The following is an 18394-nucleotide window of genomic DNA, read 5'->3' as shown; positions in this document are numbered from 1 at the left end:
ATGAATAAGCACACACTATTACTGACTGTTCTTTTTCTGAATTTGATTTGTACTCCCGTTTTTGCTCAAAACTGGCAGGTGGCGACGTTTGGTCAGTCTACGGATCTCAACTTTTCATCGCTGATAGATTCGGCCAAGATCGGACGGAATAATGCCTGGCTTGCAGGAAACAATAATTTTCTTGAAGCTGGAAAATTTTACACTTTACCAACAGATTTTTTTATTGAAAGCCGTGGGGGAAAAATTGCTAACTCCCATGACGGTATGACCGTCTTTTATACTATTGTTCCGGTTACTCAGACATTCCGACTGGAGGCTGATTTGACATTAGAACAGATTGGTCCGGAGGTGAATGGAAAATCACCAGCGGGACAGGAGGGAGCTGGATTGTTTGTCAGAGATATTATCGGTCCTCAGCGACAGGAACCTCAGTCAGCTGGAACAGAAGAATATCCCCAGGCCTCTAATATATTGATGAATGCCTTTATTACACAGAATAAAAAGAATGATAACTTAGTACAGATTACTTCAATTGTTCGTGAAGGAGTAATAAAAACATGGGGTAATGAAGGTATTACAATTAAGAAACAGCCGATCATTGAGAATATAAACTTTACGCAAAAAAGAAATATTCATATGACGATCGAGCGACTACCAGAGAAGTTCATCCTGACCGCTTTTGATACCGATCGTAAAGAAAATCAGTCATGGCAATTTTCTGATTACTCAGGCTTTATGAATCAACTGGATAATAATAGTTTAGCTATTGGTTTTTTTGCCGCACGAAATGCGAAACTAAGGGTGAAAAATGCATCATTTAAACCGGGCAAGCCACTGGTTGATTACAAACAATTAACTTCACGTCAATTCAGTCGTGTCCGGCATAAAGCCCCTGAACTTTTTCTTGCTTCACCTCAATCCGTTGTAAGAAACTCAACAACTCTTCAATTTTTGGCCAATCAGGCTGGAATAGTCAGTATTGATAATGATAAGCAGACTAAGCAGGTGCAGGCGGGTGAACTGGTACAGTTTCCAGTTACTTTGCAAAAAAAACATAATGACTTCACCGTCAACTTTAACGTTGATGGGAATATATCAAAAAAAGCTATACGCATAGAGCAGGTTAAATCAAACCTGACTGATCCTTATGAGATTTACGTATGTAGTGATTGTCGACAGGGGGCCAGAGGCAGCAAAAATGACCCTGTAGATTTACAGACAGCCGTAAAATTTGTCGCACCCGGCGGTAATATATACCTTAACGATGGTCAATATCATGGAATTACCTTAGATCGGGAATTAAGTGGAATACCTGGCAAGTATAAAACAATTTCTGCCATTAATCCACATAAAGCCATTTTTATAAACAAGACATTCAATCTGGATGCAAGTTACTGGCATCTAAAATCCGTGGTCTTTGACGGCAATGTGGATAATGGAAATAATAAACCAGCATATTTGCGTATAGCTGGTAGCTATAATATTATTGAGCATGTGATAGCCAGAAATAATGATGATACGGGAATTTCTATTTCAGCGAAAGATAAAAACCGTTTTTTCTGGCCAGCTCATAACTTAGTTTTAAACTCAGATTCATATAATAATCTTGATTTATCCGGGATTAATGCCGATGGTTTTGCTGCAAAATTAGGTGTCGGACCGGGAAACATTTTTCGAGGATGCATTGCACATAATAATGCAGATGATGGTTGGGACCTATTTAACAAAATTGAAGATGGTCCAAATGCATCTGTTACTATTGAGAATTCTGTAGCCTATGAAAATGGCCTGCCATACAATAAAGCGGATATCCTAAAAGGGAGTATTGGCAATGGCTTTAAATTAGGTGGTGAAGGTCAACCAGTAAATCACAAAGTTATTAATTCCATTGCTATTAATAATAATATGGATGGATTCACTGATAATTTTAATACTGGGTCATTGATAGTTAGAAATAATATAGCAATGAACAATGCACGCTATAATTATATTTTAAGAACTAACCCATATAAATTCCCATCATCTATCCTTTTTGATAATAATTATTCAATCAGAGATGATTGGGAAAATAAAATAAAAGACTTCTTAGGTGATACAGTTAACAGTGTGAATTATAAATTGCTTGTTTCACATGAAACAGGACCGGTACAAAAAGATTTATTTTTCACACGAGATGATAGTGGAAATATTATCTATCCTGATTTTTTTCTTAATATCATTAATAAATTTAATTAGACAATGCCCATTAACCTGCTGCCTACCGGAAGCAGGTTATTCCAGAATGGACACTGGCAGTAATATATCTTTGTTGACAAAAATATAAAATTTTGTTATGGGATTTTATGATGTTGAAGAAAACGATATTTATATTAACGTTATTCTCTGGCAACGTAATTGCTGCAACTGTAGAATTAGGTTTTGAAAATGAGCAATATAATTATGCTTATCGTTCTGCAGATGTCTTCATGCCGTATATTAAGAGTAATTTCAACCCTGTTACTGATTCTGCTTTGAATGTGTCACTCACCTATATGTATCAGGATCAATATGGGAAAAAACATAAAAAAACATCTGAGGACAGATTTAAAACCAATCGCGATCGCATAGAGCTCTATCTTAAAGGTTATACTTTAAATAGGGGAGCATATTCTTTTTCTCCTTCCGCAGGTTTCCGTTATGAGTCATGGGATGTAAACTACGATAATCCGAAAAAGCAGGATAAGTGGAAACTGGAACTACGCTTTTATCCTAATATGACTTATAAACTCAATGACCAGTTAAGCCTATATATGAATGGTTTTGTTGCCCCTGTATTTTTTAAAACACAACAAGAGTCGAGAAAAGATAACAATTATGTAAAGGGTAAGTTAGGGGCGAAACGTTATAACAACGATTATTATCAGGAACTCCAGATTCTGGGTGTCAGATATAAATTTAATAATGATAATACGCTCTGGGCATCAGTCTATAATGAAAGAAAATATAATCAACATTCCTCAAAATATGATCGCTGGCAATTGCGTGGAGGCTATGATTTTAAAGTTACAGAGGAGTTTGTTTTGAGTCCATTCATAAGATATGACCTCTCTTATAGAGAAAAAAACCTCGAAAGCACAAGTAATAATGGTTTATCAAAAAATAATAAAGAAATTCGAACTGGAGCCAGCTTTTCCTATAAAATTATCCCTTCTGTAAAACTGGTAGGAGAAATATACAGGCAAACAACCAACATTGAAAACTATTATGGAGAGCATTCTGAAGACAAAAACCGCATGTTCTACAAACTTGGTATAAACAAAACATTTTAAAGCCATATAAAGATATTTTAATATAAATATATTATATAAGTCTTATCATAATTATAATGTGTTTATGGGAGATATTGCAGTAACAAACCTTCATATATTACTATTAGTATAGATTTTTCATGTCAGTCTGGTTCAGTCAGTGTAATATCAGGCACATATTTTGAGAGAGTTAAATATTATATTAATGAAGCGCCTATAGCAGGTGCTTCATTATATCATAAGAGATGATGGCTACCTTGTGTTGATAAGATACAGCATAATAACGATTCCATTTCATTTTTGTTGTAGGGTTGTTTAACAAAAAATCTTGCTAACGGGCTTAATTGATATAAGCCAGATATTGTATTCCTGCTATGGCTACATTCATCGCGATGTGAAGTAATATAGGCATTAATAGGCCATTCGACTTTATTTTTGCACTAATAAGAACTAACGATACCAGAAATAACATCAAAAATGTACGAAAGTATGTATATTGTAGATGCAATGCAGAGATTATAACTGATGTTACAATTGCAGGGATATAAATATTATCATGGAACCAGAGTTTAAAAGAGTTAAAAAGACACCCTCGAAATACAATCTCTTCATATACAGGAACAAGAAATACAGAAGAAAATATTTTAATCCATAAAATTGCCCCAGAAAAAGACATTTGCGAAACTATCCACTCTTCCGTTTTCCTTACTCCCAGAAGATAAGGGACAAATAATTGAATAATTATTAAAGAGAGGAGTGTAAAAAACATACAGTCGAAAAGAACCTCTTCCTAATTCTTCTCTTTTTCGGAAGAAAATAAAATGCAGTGAAACAAGAATTAGAAATTCAGCAAGAAATAATGCTGGAACAAGAAGCCCCCTGGATATAAGTTCCTGTTTGTTTGTAATGAATGCAGAAATAAGAGTAATAGCGAATAATAAAGTAAACATTGAAAAACAGCTGGTTGATGACTGTTTTTTATAGTTGCATTTTTAATTTTTGTTGTTTTTATTTATATTCCCTTACTTGTCTTCTTAAATTCTTTTATATAACAGGAAGAGGAGACCATAGCATGAACGTTTCTTCTCCGGTATCAGAACAGCTATAACTTTTATTTTATAGTTGTTATCAGTGAATGAATGCAAACTAATAGAACAATGAGAAAAAGAATGGAGAAAAAGCGACGGACCGGACGCCATAGTTCATATTCTCGTGTATCAGCCTCACGTATCAACCTTTCTGAAATGGTTTCGGTTTCCTTTCCTCGCACCAGAATATGCCTGTAATATTTCCTCATGACATATACCGAAAACTGAAACCAGATTAATATGGATGGACACACAACACATAAACTTCTGATGATATCACCCGGGAAAGTATCTTGGGCGGGTAAAAGAAAGTCATATACTCTGAATAAAATCATCATCGAGATAAATGAGACGCCAGCACCTATCCAGTATTCGATATGAGAAGATGCAGCATTATATGTGTCAGTAAAATTTTTCTTTCTTAATGAAGGTGGAAGTGCTGAAAGTTCAGGAATGCTTTTTCTTGTCCAGTATATTTTCATATAGCAACTCATATAAAAAGTGTTCTACTATGACGATTTATAAAAGGCTTATAATGACTACTTCCCCTTTCATTCTCGAATATCACGATAATGATAGAGATAATCATTATCAATTGATTTCGTCAGTAATTTTGACTTATATCACACTTTTATAATTTAATCAGGTGATTTATTTAATAAAAAGAGAGTGTTTGTGGGTGTCTTGTGTATATGTCTTACTGGGCATCTGTTCTTACATTAACTAATGTATTTTCTGATATCATACTCAGTCTGAATTTATAATATTAACAAATATATTACTATTTAAGTTTTGGTTGTATTGCCAGTAACATTCTTTTGGTTAATTTAGTTATTATTCCTCACTGATTAATTGTCCTTCCGTTATTATTGTTTGTAACTTGTGTTTGTATCGTACCTTTCAGGTGTTGATGCGCGCTTTACTGTGTCTGCACCGGCTTAACAAAATTCAACAGGGTTTGAAAAGGAACATTTCGTGCAAATAACCGAAGCATTAATTTCAGAGCCGGGAGACATCCAGCGTTTTATTCAACAGGCTGTAGATCACTGACTGCGTCTGTTGGCCGTCCACTTCACGCGTCATTCGACCAGAGTAAATATTGATGATTACTAGATTCGTGTATTTTATCAGGCATTTTACTTGCGAATAAATCCCCTTGTTATCCAGCGAAACCACACAGGTAGCTATTACCATATGTCGTAATGCACTAGTTACAGGAAAAACATGCAGGTTCCGCAATACGTTGTGTGTTGCTGCTTAGTCAGGATCTTTTCTTCCATGCGAGATACGACAACACTTTTGAAGAAGGATGTTCGTAACTGGTAGAGTTACTACAACAGGCATGGGAGGCTCCGGCTCTGACAGACATTGTACTGTGGAATGTTGTTACAGGTTGGGGCGGCAACCGTGCCAGGAGACCATGAGCCGTTCACGGCATTAAAGGCCACACTTCAGTCGTTTACATTCCCTGTGGTGGCAGGCATCTTCCGTTAAGGCGTCAGAGCGTTACCAACGTTATGTTGTCATGGCTCACCTTTCATAGTCGATGCTTATCTGGTGACTGAAACTAGCCGCAGATAAAGAGTGTGAAGTTTATACCATGGAGTGGAGTGACGTGCAGGCAGGAGATTCGCTCTATGCAGGGTTGTGAGATGAATTCAAACCGGCTGTCAGCGCCAGTGATATTTGAAGATTCGTCCGGTTGTTATCCAGTGTGCATTAAAAACCCAGACATTATGGACAATACAACGGCTTCCATAACAGGGAGGAGCCTGTTTATTATCCGGGCGTAATGACTCACCCTTGTGGGCTTTTTCCCGTCGCGCTTTTAACGTTGAAGGCATTTTCTGCCTGCCGATTCAGGACAGCGACAAAAGCCATATCAGACTATTGGTCAATGATGACCAGCGTCTGGAGTAGATGATAAGCCAAATTGATAAGCTGGAATATGTGATGAAAGTGCAACGTAATCAGTCCAATCCGACGATGTTTAACAAGAGTACGGTGTTTTTTCAGTAAGTCATTCGTCTTCTGAATCAGGTGTAATGACCTTTACAGAAGCATTCCGGCAGTGCGTAACATAATCTGCCGGTAACGGACGATCGCTAATCAGAACATCAAATGCAGAGAGCGGTGCGAGGCTGGCAGAGGCTACTTCATCGAACAAGGCGTGGCGGGCGAGCAAAATTTTCCTTAGTCCACGGGCCATCGCTTTACGCTTAGTGGCAAGATCTTCGGGATTAAACCAGCTGACGCCAAAGTGATCATGTACACCGCTGGCGGAAATAAATATTTTTCGCGGATTGAGAGAGTCTAATGGCGAAGAGTTACTGGCATCGTAAAAAGCATCACTTCTGGCACGATACGTACCACCACAAAGTATTGCTGTCACATTAGGTTTTTCATTCAACGCAACAAAGACACGATGTGAGTAACAGATGCCAGTGAAGGTGATTGCATCCGGGATCATGCTTATAACGAGCGGTATCTCCTGGCCATTATCAAAGAAGATCAGATCATTTTCATTAACCATTCCGGCGGCCAGAATTGCAATAGGTAAGTCATCACGATGATTTCTCGGAACGTCCTGGATTACTGGCATGGATGGTGCGGGTTTATGCACCATTACAATATAGCCACCCAGTAGGGTCAGTGGCAGAGGTTCATCTTCCTGATGGAGATCGCGACGAATAGTCATTACAGAAACTTCCAGCATTCGTGCCGCGTCTTTCAAATGGATTCTGTCGGTTTTCTTAAGTATTTCAATCAAACGTCGGATACGCTCTTTTTGCTTCGTTTCCATCAACTCTCTCTCCGTAAAAATGTTATAAAAATAACATTATGGCATTAGTAAACATTGTTTTAGTTACCATACTATACGACCGACCCTTTGAAATGAAAAGGGTATAGACTGCTGAATTTTCGGTATTAATCCTGTTAGGTTGCTTATGATTAGATAGTGTTGGCCTGAGTGATAAGACTGGAAGTCTATTAAATAAACATCGGGTTGATGTGCTAATCGCGATCTCAGTCACAAATGATGCAAAAGTAACATGCTAATGTTATTTAAATACCATTGTTATGCGAAAGTTTATAAGAGGTAGTGAAATGGACATTGCAGTTATTGGTTCCAATATGGTGGATCTCATTACTTACACGAATCAGATGCCTAAAGAAGGAGAAACTCTGGAAGCACCTGCCTTCAAAATCGGATGTGGTGGGAAAGGTGCTAATCAAGCGGTGGCGGCGGCTAAATTGAATTCAAAAGTCCTGATGCTGACTAAAGTAGGTGATGATATTTTTGCGGATAATACTATTCGTAATCTCGAATCATGGGGAATTAATACCACTTATGTTGAGAAGGTCCCCTGTACCAGCAGTGGTGTTGCACCGATCTTTGTTAATGCCAACTCGAGCAATAGTATATTAATAATTAAGGGAGCGAATAAATTTCTTTCCCCGGAAGATATCGATCGAGCTGCAGAAGATCTGAAAAAATGCAAATTGATCGTTTTACAACTGGAAGTTCAACTGGAAACAGTTTACCACGCGATTGAGTTTGGTAAGAAAAATGGTATTGAAGTGTTATTAAATCCGGCTCCGGCATTGCGTGAGTTAGATATGTCTTATGCCTGCAAATGTGATTTCTTTATCCCGAATGAAACAGAACTGGAAATATTAACCGGTATGTCGGTTGATACTTATGATCATATTCGTTTGGCCGCACGTTCGTTAGTTGATAAAGGGCTGAACAATATTATTGTTACCATGAGCGAAAAAGGCGCATTATGGATGACCCGTGATCAGGAAGTCCATGTTCCTGCATTCAAAGTAAATGCTGTTGATACTAGTGGCGCTGGTGACGCATTTATTGGTTGCTTTTCCCATTATTATGTTCAAAGCGGTGATGTTGAAGCCGCTTTGAAAAAAGCCGCTCTCTTTGCCGCTTTCAGCGTCACAGGGAAAGGTACGCAATCATCTTATCCGAGTATTGAACAATTTAATGAATTTTTAACCTTAAACGAATAATCATCCTGCACAGTTAAAGGTAGCACTATGAACGATAAAAACATCATTCAGATGCCTGATGGGTATCTGAATAAGACTCCCTTGTTCCAGTTTATTTTGTTATCGTGTTTATTCCCGCTATGGGGATGCGCAGCTGCATTAAATGACATATTAATCACTCAATTCAAAAGTGTATTTTCGCTAAGTAACTTTGCTTCAGCATTGGTGCAGAGCGCATTTTATGGAGGTTATTTTTTAATTGCAATACCAGCATCCCTTGTGATTAAAAAGACCAGTTATAAGGTGGCAATTTTAATTGGCCTGACGCTGTATATTGGTGGTTGTACACTTTTTTTCCCTGCCTCACATATGGCAACCTACACTATGTTCCTTGCAGCTATTTTTGCGATTGCGATTGGCCTGAGTTTCCTTGAAACTGCAGCGAACACATACAGTTCAATGATCGGTCCAAAAGCCTATGCCACATTGCGGCTCAATATCAGCCAGACCTTTTATCCGATTGGTGCTGCGTCTGGTATTTTATTGGGCAAATATCTGGTTTTCTCCGAGGGGGAAAGCCTTGAAAAGCAGATGTCAGGAATGAACGCCGGGCAAATTCACAACTTTAAGGTGCTGATGTTAGAGAACACCCTTGAACCGTATAAGTATATGATTATGATTCTGGTTGTGGTCATGGTGTTGTTCCTTTTAACCCGCTTCCCAACCTGTAAAGTGGCACAGACAAGTCACCATAAACGCCCGTCAGCAATGGATACGCTGCGCTATCTGGCTAGAAATCCGCGCTTTCGTCGCGGTATTGTGGCGCAGTTCCTTTATGTGGGTATGCAGGTCGCAGTATGGTCATTTACCATTCGTCTGGCGCTGGAGTTGGGCGATATCAACGAACGTGATGCTTCAAACTTCATGGTCTATAGCTTTGCCTGCTTCTTTATTGGCAAGTTTATAGCCAACATCCTTATGACGCGTTTTAATCCGGAAAAAGTATTGATTCTCTATTCCGTTATAGGGGCGCTGTTCCTGGCATATGTTGCACTGGCTCCAAGTTTCAGCGCGGTCTATGTCGCCGTCCTGGTAAGTGTTTTGTTTGGCCCTTGCTGGGCGACGATCTATGCAGGAACACTGGATACAGTTGATAACGAACATACAGAAATGGCAGGAGCAGTCATTGTTATGGCTATTGTCGGTGCCGCGGTGGTTCCAGCAATTCAGGGATATATTGCAGATATGTTCCACTCACTACAGCTTTCATTCCTGGTTTCTATGCTCTGCTTTGTCTATGTCGGAGTCTACTTCTGGCGTGAAAGCAAAGTACGTACCGCACTGGCTGAAGTCACAGCGTCCTGAGGAGAACCGTTATGAGTACGCGTATTAATTTGTGGCGGGCGCTTTTTGGCGAGAAACCTCGTATCTTGCTGGAAAATAGTGATTTTACTGTCACGTCTTTTCGCTATGACAGCGGTGTCGAGGGGCTTAAAATTGCAAACAGTCGTGGACATTTGATTATTCTTCCCTGGATGGGGCAGATGATTTGGGATGCGCAATTTGATGGACACGGCCTCACCATGTGCAATATGTTTCGCCAGCCTAAACCGGCGACAGAGGTGATAGAGACCTATGGCTGTTTTGCTTTTCATTCAGGTTTGCTGGCTAATGGCTGCCCATCTGCGGAAGATACTCATCTGCTACACGGTGAAATGGCCTGTGCCGCGATGGATGAAGCATGGCTGGAATTAGACGGAGATATGTTACGCCTTAACGGGCGTTACGAGTATGTAATGGGTTTCGGTCATCATTATCTGGCTCAACCAACAGTGGTCCTTCACAAATCCTCTACACTGTTCGATATTAAGATGGCCGTAACCAATCTGGCTTCTGTAGATATGCCACTACAATATATGTGCCACATGAATTATGCATATATACCAAATGCTACATTCAGCCAGAATATCCCGGACGAAATATTAAGATTGCGTGAATCAGTGCCTTCGCATGTTAATCCCACCGCTCAGTGGCTGGCGTTTAATCAACGGATTATGCAGGGAGAAGCCTCTCTGTCGACGCTGAGTCAACCGGAATTTTATGATCCAGAAATTGTCTTCTTTGCAGACAAACTGGACGCTTATACAGATCAGCCAGAGTTTCGCATGATCTCTCCCGATGGCACTACGTTTGTTACTCGTTTCTACAGTGCTGAACTAAATTATGTGACACGCTGGATCCTTTATAACGGAGAGCAACAGGTAGCCGCCTTTGCATTACCTGCAACCTGTCGGCCTGAGGGGTATCTTGCCGCGCAACGTAATGGCACGCTGATTCAGGTTGCACCGCAGCAAACGCGCACTTTTACAGTCACCACAGGAATTGAATAACCACTCAAGGCCTGAACAGCGGCGCGCTTATCGTTAAGGTAAGCGCGCTTTTTTACCCGCCAGGACAAGACTATGATAGCGTTGCCCTTATAGACGATCACATTATCGTCCACTCCAAATTTGCGCAACTACTGTAGAGTGGTGTACTCCACAGCTTCTTTGAGGATCTCAACTTCCATTGTTTTCTTACCGAGCAAGCACTGCAACTCTTTTATTTATTTGTAGTGGTCAACAAAAACTGGTCACAATTTCAGTTTTTTTCCAGTATCTATTTTCCGATTCGTTCGGCGGTAATCCACCGTTATATTCATGAGGCCGGAGTGCACTATAAAAGTGTATGCGTAAACCGACTGCTGTATGTAGCCATTAAGCCAGTATTGGTAACATAGGTACCCACCTTTTCAACTAGTGGACACCTGTTATGGAACAAAAAACATTATCAGCTGAACCCCGCAGGTCATTTTCAAATGAGTTTAAACTTCAAATGGTTACACTGGCTTTACAACCAAGGGGTTCTGTTGCCCGTATTGCCCGGGAGCATGATATCAATGATAATCTTCTGTTCAAATGGCTCAGGCTCTCGCTGATCAAAGGGCGTATATCACGGCGTCTTCCGTTAACGAACTCTTCTGGCATTGGCGTTGAATTATTACCTGTGGAGATGACGCTGGGATGAGCGGCCTTACCCCGTTTTTTACGCGAGGTAATTATGAAGATCAATGACTAGCCGTCGAACCGTGTGCATGAACTGCTGCACTGAAACTTCTCAGCTGTAAAATAATCCTTACGCTACGTACTTCTCGGAGCGCTTACAATTAATCGGATGCAGTCCTGACTGGAAGAAAGAAAAATGGAGAAAACAAGAGGAATTAATATCCTCCACGTTCCTGAAATCCTGGAGGATATTAATGTCATCAAAATATTAGCGAACGATAATCCCTAACAAAATACCCAGTGCGCCAAAGTCAGCATCACTGAAGGTGGTGTTAGCAAAACCAATATCACCCAGCACCGGCAATAAGAATACTGGCAGGAAGGTAATAAGCAAGCCTTGAGCGAAGGCACCCAAAATCGCACCACGACGTCCACCCGTTGCATTACCGAATACCCCTGCAGCTGCACCTACGAAGAAGTGCGGCACCACACCAGGAATAATCACGATCATGTTCAGCAGATACAACGTGAACATACCGATTAAACCTGCAGCAAAGCTACTCAGGAAACCAACCAGTACAGCGTTAGGTGCGTAAGGGAAGACGACCGGGCAATCGAGAGCAGGTCTGGCATTCGGAACCAGCTTGTCTGAAATACCTTTGAATGCCGGGACAATCTCCGCAATCACCATGCGCACACCCTGCAGAATGATGTACACGCCAGCTGCGAAGGTAATGGATTGCATGATAGAGAACATGAACCAGTTTTTACCACCGCTAAGCTCTTTCACCGCATCTGCACCCGCAAACAGGCACGTCACCAGGAAAATTATGCTCATGGTAAAAGAGATAGCAACCGGCGTGTCGCGCAAGAACAGCAGACTTTTCGGCACATTCATGTCTTCAGTCGAGTGCTCTTTATTACCAAACTTGCTGCCGATGAAACCGGCCAATACATAAGATAATGTTGAGAAGTGGCCGATGGCAACGTCATCAGAACCGGTCACTTTCTTCATGTACGGATGCGCAATAGCCGGGAAAAAGACCATTGCCACGCCAACAACCAAAGAGCCAACGGCTATAAGCGTAACGCCGGTCATGCCTGCTGTTGCCAGAATTACCGCTACCATCATCGACATAAACAACGTGTGATGACCGGTCAGGAAGATAAATTTCCACGGTGTGAAACGGGCAATCATAATGTTGATAACCATCGCAAAGAACATAATCATCGCCATTTCTTTCCCGAAGCTTTTCTGCGCTACGGAAACAATGGCTTCATTGTTCGGCACGACACCCTGAATACCAAAGGCATGCTGGAAAATGTTTGCGAAGTCACCCAGTGACGACACAACTAAACCCGCCCCTGCGCCTAAAATCACAAACCCCATAATGGTCTTGACGGTACCTTTAATGCATTCGGTTACCGGTTTTTTCTGTGCAATCAGGCCAATCAGGGCGATTAAACCGACCAGCACCGCGGGTTCGGAAAGTACATCGCTCATCAAAAAACGAAAGAAATCCATATCGCCCCCAGCTTACAGTGCGCCTAATTCGGTTAATGCCACGGACAAACGTTCTCTCATGGCTTTCTTATCAATCATATTTTCCAGGGCGACGATTTTGCCTGCGACAGACTGCGCGACTAACTGCTCGGCAATATCTTTGGTGCCGACATAGATATCACTCGGCGTCCCTTTCGCGGAGCCCAGGTCGACATGATCAACATCAGCGCTGATGGACAAATCCTTCAAAATGCTTTTAATGCTCATTTCCATCATCAGGCTGGTGCCTAAGCCGTTACCGCAAACCACTGTAATTTTCATAAATGTTCCTCAGAATTAATAGCGCGCAATAACAGACAAAATGTCCTGCGTCGTTTTGGCCGTCAAAATAGCCTGTATGTCTTTTTCGTTATCGAATAACTTGGCGAGTTGAGAAATCGCTTCAATGTGGCTGGTACTGTCGGTTGCAGCCAGCACAATCAGTAATTTCACTGGATCGTTTTCATCGGCATCAAAATTCACACCTGAAGGGATCAGGGTCAGTGCTAATGACAGCTTGTTAGCCCCCTCTTCCGGGCGCGCATGAGGCATCGCAATACCAGGGCCAACCACATAGTACGGACCGATAGTGTCGTGCGAGTGATAGATCGCATCAACATAACGCGGTTCGATAGAACCGTTTTCAATCAACGGTCGGCATGAAATCGCCACGGCTTCCCGCCAGTCTTTGACCTGTTCCACGACCTGAACGACCTCTGTATTTAATAGATTTTTTAACATACGACTGATAACTCCCGATGATAATTAACAGGAGAGTAGATATTTTACGCATTAATTAATGTGATGATTGTCGCATTTGATAGCGCTATCTGATAACGCTACCAATCTTTGTGATAGCGCTATCATTTCTCTGCCGCCATGCTTTGGCTATATTCGGTTCCTGCATATACAATGCAACAGGATATTTGCTACCGTGGGCAAAAACTGGAAAGAGTAATGGTAAAATAAAAGTAATGAAAACAGCTGGTTGTAATTATCCATGGAGTCGAAATGGAAAAAACACGTAAGCGCCGTGGTACCGGACGGGTGACGCTGCAGGAGGTCGCTAACTTTGCAGGTGTCGGAACCATGACCGTCTCCCGCGCGCTGAGAACACCGGAACAGGTTTCTGACAAGCTGAGGGAAAAGATAGAACAGGCCGTAGAAGAGTTGGGTTATATTCCCAACAGAACTGCTGGCGCCCTTGCATCTGGTCACAGTCATACAGTCGCCGTACTGGTTCCTTCCCTGACAGATAAAGCCAGCTCCCGCTTTATGCAGTCGTTGCAGCAGGTGCTTAATAAAAATGAATTCCAGCTACTGCTTGGGTGTCATGAGTATAATCAGCTCAAAGAAGCTGAAATTCTGATGACGCTTCTTCAAGGCAACCCGGCGGCGTTAGTTATTTTTGGTTCTCAGTTGGCTGATAAAACTCACCAGATACTCGAGAAAACAAATATACCTACCGTTAACGTTGTCGGTTCCCCTTTCAGTCCGGCTCAAATTACCATCGAAACAGCATTTTTTGAAGCATCACATAAACTGACCGAACATCTGCTGGAGCAGGGTTATAAGAATATCGGATTTATCGGTGCGCATATGGAAAACCGCCTGCAACGTCAGCAACTGAACGGCTGGCATAAAGCAATGCTGAGCCATTACCAGAACACTGATCTTGTTATCACAATGCCGGATGCCGCAAGTCTGCAATTGGGGCGTTACGCATTAAACGAGATATTACTGCGACAACCAGAGCTGGATGCTGTGATTTGCAGCCACGAAGAGATTGCGCTGGGTATCATGTTTGAGTGTCAGCGGCGTTTGTTAAAAATCCCTGGAAATATCGCTGTAGCTTGTCTTGACGGTTCAGACAGTTGCGATCAAACACACCCAACCTTGACATCCATCCGTATTGACTACAAAAAAATGGGGATAGAGACGGGTAAGTTACTGATTGGACTATTGAATAATAATCATGATGAATCAGAAGAGTCGCGTATCGTGCAATTCAACTACCAGATAGAATTACGTCAGAGTACATGAGCCTAAAAGGGCACTATTGCAAAGTTAGCTATTGTGGTAGGGATAGCCGTTTCCGGCTATTCCCCGCGCAGATCCGGATGTGTGCTGCTAACGCATCCATTCCTACTTCAGGTATTTGGCGTAGAAGCGGATGCTAAAAACTTGCCGTAAAACCGCAATATCAGCCCGCAGTGTCGCTCTCCAGATTATCCATTCCTATATTGATGACAACGACACGTAAGACTGTGACTCACCAAACTTGGATGTTTTTCTGAGCTTAAAGCTCGTTGCGTGAATAAGGCGAGAGTCAGCGAATCTCATCGAGGCCCGCAGCACCGGCTGCAATAGGGATATAGAGCAGCAATCTACCGTCAACGTCAAAAACACGGAAGCCTTGCAAACGGGATGCGTTCATATAAACAACATGGAGCAGCAACAATACGATGCCTGTTGTTGCTCAGTCAGGACCTTTTCTGCCATGCGCGAGCCAGCGTCACGATTGATGAAGAATGTTCTCAACTGATTAATTTACTGCAACAGACGTGGCTGGTAATAAGCGCTGGCGGACAATGCAGGGTGAAAGGCTGTTTTCGGGTTGTCCGGCCTGATACATCAGAGCAATACGTTGCGTTAAAAACGGCTGTTCAGTCTCTGATGCCACGGGGTATTGCAACAATCATCCGGTGATGGACGGGAGAAATATCGACTCTTCCGTTAGTTTTTACAGACTGATAAAGTTTTGCCAGCTGAATCTTTATACGGAATGCTCTTCAGTATGCATATACGAATTGACTATCTGGCGGATAAAAACTGCTTTACAGAACTGAATGAATCTCCACGCCTTCGCCGGCAGTGGCAGGATGTTCTGGAGGAGTGCCGGCAGACAGAGGCCGGGCCAGAAGAACGGCTGCGTATTGCTCTGCTGAATGTGGATTACGTCACCAGTTTTGAACTGCCTTTTCGCTTGTTGCTTACTCGTACACCACAACTGATTGCCGCGCTGCGTGAAGAATGGGACATCAGCCAGAAAAATGTGGTGTTCAACGATAAACGCTTTGGCTGCGTGTACAACCTGAAGGCCAGCCTTTCGGGTGGGCCGGATACATTCCGGTATCATCTGTCTCACCGTATTCGGCGGGTGGTTGCGAATGAAAACACATCATCGCCATACCAACTGATTGCCCGGGAAGTGAAAGCGCCCCGTCAACGGCTGAAGTATGCGCTGGAGACAGGATTGCAGGTGAGCGCACTGGACGGCCTGTTCTGGTTCGGCAGCCAGCGCATTGCGGCAGATATCCTGAGGCTGAGAAAGTACGGGATGCGGATTGCGACGGCTTCTGTGGACGTGTATGACAACATAACCGGAACAACTCGTCATATCCCTGTATATTACTCCTGACGCAAAATAGTCTGTGGGGGCCGGAGCATGACCGGTAACCGGAACAGGGTTTTGCCCTCGTCACAGCCAAAAATACGTCCTTTATCACATTTCTTCGATTTTTCCTGATATTTTACCGGGTTACTGTTCAAAAATGCTTCTCTTCTGATGTAAATTTCTTTACTGACACTTTTTGACATGAATTTACACTGGCATCACACAGGCCAGAATACGGGGAGAACATGCAGCACCGGCAGAAAAACATTCTGACGAAAACGTCCCTTTTATCCCGTGCGTTGTCTGTCCCCTGTTGTGATATGTTCCGGCGCGGCTCTCCGTGGATATGCTATCTCTCCCTCTCCGTTTTTTCTGGTTGTTTCATCCCCGCATTTTCGTCTCCGGCAGCCATGCTGTCTCCGGGTGACCGCAGTGCAATTCAGCAGCAACAGCAGCAGTTGCTGGATGAAAACCAGCGTCAGCGTGATGCGCTGGAGCGCAGTGCGCCGCTGACCATCACGCCGTCTCCGGAAACGTCTGCCGGTACTGAAGGTCCCTGCTTTACGGTGTCAAGCATTGTTGTCAGTGGGGCCACCCGACTGACGTCTGCAGAAACCGACAGACTGGTGGCACCGTGGGTGAATCAGTGTCTGAATATCACGGGGCTGACCGCGGTCACGGATGCCGTGACGGACGGCTATATACGCCGGGGATATATCACCAGCCGGGCCTTTCTGACAGAGCAGGACCTTTCAGGGGGCGTACTGCACATAACGGTCATGGAAGGCAGGCTGCAGCAAATCCGGGCGGAAGGCGCTGACCTTCCTGCCCGCACCCTGAAGATGGTTTTCCCGGGAATGGAGGGGAAGGTTCTGAACCTGCGGGATATTGAGCAGGGGATGGAGCAGATTAATCGTCTGCGTACGGAGCCGGTACAGATTGAAATATCGCCCGGTGACCGTGAGGGATGGTCGGTGGTGACACTGACGGCATTGCCGGAATGGCCTGTCACAGGGAGCGTGGGCATCGACAACAGCGGGCAGAAGAGTACCGGTACGGGGCAGTTAAATGGTGTCCTTTCCTTTAATAATCCTCTGGGGCTGGCTGACAACTGGTTTGTCAGCGGGGGACGGAGCAGTGACTTTTCGGTGTCACATGATGCGAGGAATTTTGCCGCCGGTGTCAGTCTGCCGTATGGCTATACCCTGGTGGATTACACGTATTCATGGAGTGACTACCTCAGCACCATTGATAACCGGGGCTGGCGGTGGCGTTCCACGGGAGACCTGCAGACTCACCGGCTGGGACTGTCGCATGTCCTGTTCCGTAACGGGGACATGAAGACAGCACTGACCGGAGGTCTGCAGCACCGCATTATTCACAATTATCTGGATGATGTTCTGCTTCAGGGCAGCAGCCGTAAACTCACTTCATTTTCTGTCGGGCTGAATCACACCCACAAGTTTCTGGGGGGGGTCGGAACACTGAATCCGGTATTCACACGGGGGATGCCCTAGTTCGGCGCAGAAAGCGACCACGGGAAAAGGGGAGACCTGCCCGTAAATCAGTTCCGGAAATGGTCGGTGAGTGCCAGTTTTCAGCGCCCCGTCACGGACAGGGTGTGGTGGCTGACCAGCGCTTATGCCCAGTGGTCACCGGACCGTCTTCATGGTGTGGAACAACTGAGCCTCGGGGGTGAGAGTTCAGTGCGTGGCTTTAAGGATCAGTATATCTCCGGTAATAACGGCGGTTATCTGCGGAATGAGCTGTCCTGGTCTCTGTTCTCCCTGCCATATGTGGGAACTGTCCGTGCAGTGGCTGCACTGGACGGCGGCTGGCTGCACTCTGACAGCGATGACCCGTACTCGTCCGGCACGCTGTGGGGTGCTGCTGCCGGGCTCAGCACCACCAGTGGCCATGTTTCCGGTTCGTTCACTGCCGGACTGCCTCTGGTTTACCCGGACTGGCTTGCCCCTGACCATCTCACGGTTTACTGGCGCGTTGCCGTCGCGTTTTAAGGGATTATT

14 protein-coding genes and 2 pseudogenes are annotated in these 18394 nt (G+C 43.5%); 10 read left to right on the top strand and 6 right to left on the bottom strand.

What is annotated here, in order from left to right; all coding sequences use genetic code 11:
• Both HBM92_RS19135 and HBM92_RS19130 read left to right on the top strand, forming a co-directional pair.
• Positions 1-2235 (top strand): right-handed parallel beta-helix repeat-containing protein, encoded by a 2235-nt coding sequence (locus tag HBM92_RS19135; RefSeq protein ID WP_001032962.1) that lies wholly within the window; start codon positions 1-3, stop codon positions 2233-2235.
• Positions 2236-2342: 107 nt separating this feature from the next.
• Complete coding sequence (locus tag HBM92_RS19130; RefSeq protein ID WP_001305344.1) at positions 2343-3308, top strand: hypothetical protein; 966 nt, start codon at positions 2343-2345, stop codon at positions 3306-3308.
• A 319-nt stretch (positions 3309-3627) separates the two neighbouring features.
• Here HBM92_RS19130 and HBM92_RS19125 read toward each other — a convergent pair whose 3' ends face one another.
• Together HBM92_RS19125 and HBM92_RS19120 are read right to left on the bottom strand one after the other, a co-directional pair.
• Positions 3628-4056, bottom strand: a complete 429-nt coding sequence (locus HBM92_RS19125; protein ID WP_001327842.1) for a CPBP family intramembrane glutamic endopeptidase — start codon at positions 4054-4056, stop codon at positions 3628-3630.
• Between the two features lie 342 nt (positions 4057-4398).
• Positions 4399-4857, bottom strand: a complete 459-nt coding sequence (locus HBM92_RS19120) for a hypothetical protein (RefSeq protein WP_001529506.1) — start codon at positions 4855-4857, stop codon at positions 4399-4401.
• Between the two features lie 1310 nt (positions 4858-6167).
• Here HBM92_RS19120 and HBM92_RS25115 point away from each other — a divergent pair.
• Positions 6168-6394 (top strand): annotated as a pseudogene (locus HBM92_RS25115) (acetolactate synthase small subunit).
• Position 6395: 1 nt separating this feature from the next.
• On the opposite strand, the gene HBM92_RS19110 reads toward HBM92_RS25115, so the two are convergent.
• Positions 6396-7178 (bottom strand): DeoR family transcriptional regulator, encoded by a 783-nt coding sequence (locus tag HBM92_RS19110; protein WP_001305338.1) that lies wholly within the window; start codon positions 7176-7178, stop codon positions 6396-6398.
• 305 nt (positions 7179-7483) lie between these two features.
• Between HBM92_RS19110 and rbsK the strand changes: the two genes are divergently transcribed.
• The 4 genes from rbsK (at position 7484) to HBM92_RS19090 (ending at position 11449) form a co-directional block, all read left to right on the top strand.
• Positions 7484-8404 carry a ribokinase gene (rbsK, locus tag HBM92_RS19105; RefSeq protein WP_000350265.1) on the top strand — a complete coding sequence of 307 codons (921 nt, stop codon included), beginning with the start codon at positions 7484-7486 and terminating at the stop codon, positions 8402-8404.
• Positions 8405-8431: 27 nt separating this feature from the next.
• Positions 8432-9748, top strand: a complete 1317-nt coding sequence (gene fucP / locus HBM92_RS19100; protein WP_000998353.1) for an L-fucose:H+ symporter permease — start codon at positions 8432-8434, stop codon at positions 9746-9748.
• Between the two features lie 11 nt (positions 9749-9759).
• The gene (locus tag HBM92_RS19095) at positions 9760-10773 is read left to right on the top strand and encodes an aldose 1-epimerase family protein (RefSeq protein ID WP_000107474.1); all 1014 of its coding nucleotides are present in this window, start codon (positions 9760-9762) and stop codon (positions 10771-10773) included.
• A gap of 421 nt (positions 10774-11194) precedes the next feature.
• Positions 11195-11449, top strand: coding sequence for a transposase (locus tag HBM92_RS19090; protein ID WP_001327567.1), 255 nt, complete (start codon positions 11195-11197; stop codon positions 11447-11449).
• A 246-nt stretch (positions 11450-11695) separates the two neighbouring features.
• Here HBM92_RS19090 and HBM92_RS19085 read toward each other — a convergent pair whose 3' ends face one another.
• The 3 genes from HBM92_RS19085 to HBM92_RS19075 are packed head-to-tail and all read right to left on the bottom strand — an operon-like array spanning position 11696 to position 13711.
• Positions 11696-12952, bottom strand: coding sequence for a PTS ascorbate transporter subunit IIC (locus HBM92_RS19085; protein ID WP_000345349.1), 1257 nt, complete (start codon positions 12950-12952; stop codon positions 11696-11698).
• A 12-nt stretch (positions 12953-12964) separates the two neighbouring features.
• A complete protein-coding gene (locus HBM92_RS19080) occupies positions 12965-13252 on the bottom strand; it encodes a PTS sugar transporter subunit IIB (RefSeq protein WP_000705927.1) in 288 nt (95 codons plus the stop codon).
• A gap of 15 nt (positions 13253-13267) precedes the next feature.
• Positions 13268-13711 carry a PTS sugar transporter subunit IIA gene (locus tag HBM92_RS19075; protein WP_000916811.1) on the bottom strand — a complete coding sequence of 148 codons (444 nt, stop codon included), beginning with the start codon at positions 13709-13711 and terminating at the stop codon, positions 13268-13270.
• A 270-nt stretch (positions 13712-13981) separates the two neighbouring features.
• Between HBM92_RS19075 and HBM92_RS19070 the strand changes: the two genes are divergently transcribed.
• From HBM92_RS19070 to HBM92_RS19060, 3 genes and pseudogenes are all read left to right on the top strand, one after another.
• Positions 13982-15013, top strand: coding sequence for a LacI family DNA-binding transcriptional regulator (locus HBM92_RS19070; protein ID WP_000416159.1), 1032 nt, complete (start codon positions 13982-13984; stop codon positions 15011-15013).
• A 754-nt stretch (positions 15014-15767) separates the two neighbouring features.
• Positions 15768-16391: a hypothetical protein gene (locus HBM92_RS19065; protein ID WP_001313589.1), complete on the top strand. Its 624-nt coding sequence runs from the start codon at positions 15768-15770 to the stop codon at positions 16389-16391.
• 221 nt (positions 16392-16612) lie between these two features.
• A pseudogene (locus tag HBM92_RS19060) lies at positions 16613-18385 on the top strand (ShlB/FhaC/HecB family hemolysin secretion/activation protein).
• The last annotated feature ends 9 nt before the right edge of the window (positions 18386-18394 follow it).

This window comes from Escherichia sp. E.sYA108 (assembly GCF_011754335.1).
In the GTDB taxonomy this organism is placed as follows: Bacteria; Pseudomonadota; Gammaproteobacteria; order Enterobacterales; family Enterobacteriaceae; genus Escherichia; species Escherichia coli.
This window is presented reverse-complemented; position numbering and strand designations above follow the sequence as displayed.